Annotated in this window: 4 protein-coding genes; 1 reads left to right on the top strand and 3 read right to left on the bottom strand. The window is 32.3% G+C overall.

Features of this window, described 5'->3' with window-relative positions; all coding sequences use genetic code 11:
• Window positions 1–77 precede the first annotated feature (77 nt).
• Together FTU50_RS15195 and FTU50_RS15190 are read right to left on the bottom strand one after the other, a co-directional pair.
• Window positions 78–515, bottom strand: a complete 438-nt coding sequence (locus tag FTU50_RS15195) for a hypothetical protein (RefSeq protein WP_180055337.1) — start codon at window positions 513–515, stop codon at window positions 78–80.
• A gap of 4 nt (window positions 516–519) precedes the next feature.
• Window positions 520–768: a hypothetical protein gene (locus tag FTU50_RS15190; RefSeq protein ID WP_180055335.1), complete on the bottom strand. Its 249-nt coding sequence runs from the start codon at window positions 766–768 to the stop codon at window positions 520–522.
• 121 nt (window positions 769–889) lie between these two features.
• Between FTU50_RS15190 and FTU50_RS15185 the strand changes: the two genes are divergently transcribed.
• The gene (locus tag FTU50_RS15185) at window positions 890–1,084 is read left to right on the top strand and encodes a hypothetical protein (RefSeq protein ID WP_178868377.1); all 195 of its coding nucleotides are present in this window, start codon (window positions 890–892) and stop codon (window positions 1,082–1,084) included.
• Window positions 1,085–1,363: 279 nt separating this feature from the next.
• On the opposite strand, the gene FTU50_RS15180 is transcribed toward FTU50_RS15185, so the two are convergent.
• Entirely contained in the window at window positions 1,364–1,699 is a 336-nt protein-coding gene (locus tag FTU50_RS15180) for a hypothetical protein (protein WP_180055333.1), read from the bottom strand.
• Between the last annotated feature and the right edge of the window lie 89 nt (window positions 1,700–1,788).

Below are 1,788 nucleotides of genomic sequence, written 5' to 3'. Positions count from 1 at the left end.
ACGGTTGCAATAATAAATTATCTTACCGTCAAGTGTATCCCAAGTAACATAACATAAGTTATGCGGAAATCAGACCGCTACTCGACTTGCGTATCAGTCAAACCTACGCAAGTCTGCGTGGCTATGACTTCAATATCTGGAAATATGATGCAAATCTCATCAATCGTTTCCCGCATATTATAAATTGGGGGTTGAACATCTTGCTTGGCAGTTGATTCTGCCGTGTTTACTAATACTTTGGCTATTTTATGTTCAAAGGTTTGAACGACTGAATTGTCTTGAGGTTGCTTCTGTTTTTTAGTGATGAGCTGCTGGCAATGGTTCAATTTATTCTGAACAACACCATTCAAATAATCTTTAAGGTTTTGGCAAATACGAAGATCAATTTCTGAGTATGTGGCAGCTAAAACAATTTCATCCATGATGAGATTGGATTGTTCATAGATTTCTGTCAGTTGATGAATATTTTTATCAAAGTCTTGGATTTTATTAATCAGCTCACATGCCTTGTCCATCGCCCTACTCTCCTAGAAATTCACGAATTTCAGAATTGGTTTTTTTATAAGTTTCTAAATGAGCATCAATGAATGAATAGTCATACGACCAGTCACTTGCAACCACTGCTAAATGCTCAAGACATCTTTCTGTAGATTCAGCAGGACAACATACTTCTAGGCATGGATGACCATGTTCTGCAACGATCTTGGCAACTTGATTAAAAGCAGCTTGAATGAAATCGAGATGATTTTGAAACGATATAGCAGTCATAGTTACCTTATTTAAAAGTTACCAATTTGTAGCAAGGATTAAATCATTTTAAAAGTAACTTTACAACCTTAAATTAAGTTTAATATATAACAAAGTTACTTTTAAAAGTGGAATCAAAGTTATGGCTAAGGTTTATAAAATTCGAGATGATGAAGTCGACAGCATCAAAGAATCTTTGATGAAGTTCGTCATTGAGAAAAAAGTTTTGATGAAAGAATCAGATGTAATTCATGCTCTGATTAAATATCACCTTAAGAATTTAAAGGCAGATGAAGTTATGAAGTATCGAGAAGAAGTGCTTGATAAAATTGATTAAACATACAAACCTGTCGATATAAGATTATCTATTAATCTGATACTAACAAATAATTAAATAATATCTATATAAATCATACGTTTATAGATAAACGCTTATGCTGTAATTGTTTATCTATAAACTTTAATACTTTATAGGAATCAATATATTAAAGCTGAAATGCTAATTTTTTATAATTTGTAATTATATGTAACTAATAGAACACAGATACCCTATTAGTATCAAATTTGGGACTAGAGTACACCATTAGAAAGCGTGGACTCTAGTTTATGTACAGAATTAGCAACGACCAGCAGCCTTCAATAAAGCATTACATTGTTTATTGTCACCCTTTTTAACAGAGTTTGATCCTGAACAAATTGCCTGAGAGCTAATAGCACCACCAACAGTAGTGATATAACATTGATGTGATTTTCCACCAGTAGTTGCCACAAAATTAATTGTACCGTCAACAGAACCCTGTCTATCTGTAATTTTAACTTTATCTGATGTCGTATTTAAGGCAAATGCAGCCTTTTGTTCTAAAGTTTTATCTTGAATAATCATATTACCTACCGTCCCACATCCAACAAAAAAAGTTGCAGCCAATAACGGTAAAAATTTTAAAGATTTCATAAATATGCCCTTGTTCTAAATATAAATACCAAAATTAATAAAAGTTTTGGTCATTCTGAAGTCGCATAACTTCATTTTATGTTAAATAG

Source organism: Acinetobacter sp. YH12112 (assembly GCF_013418945.1).
In the GTDB taxonomy this organism is placed as follows: domain Bacteria; phylum Pseudomonadota; class Gammaproteobacteria; order Pseudomonadales; family Moraxellaceae; genus Acinetobacter; species Acinetobacter indicus.
The sequence above is the reverse complement of the archived record's forward strand: the minus strand, read 5'-3'. Positions and strand labels throughout refer to the sequence as shown.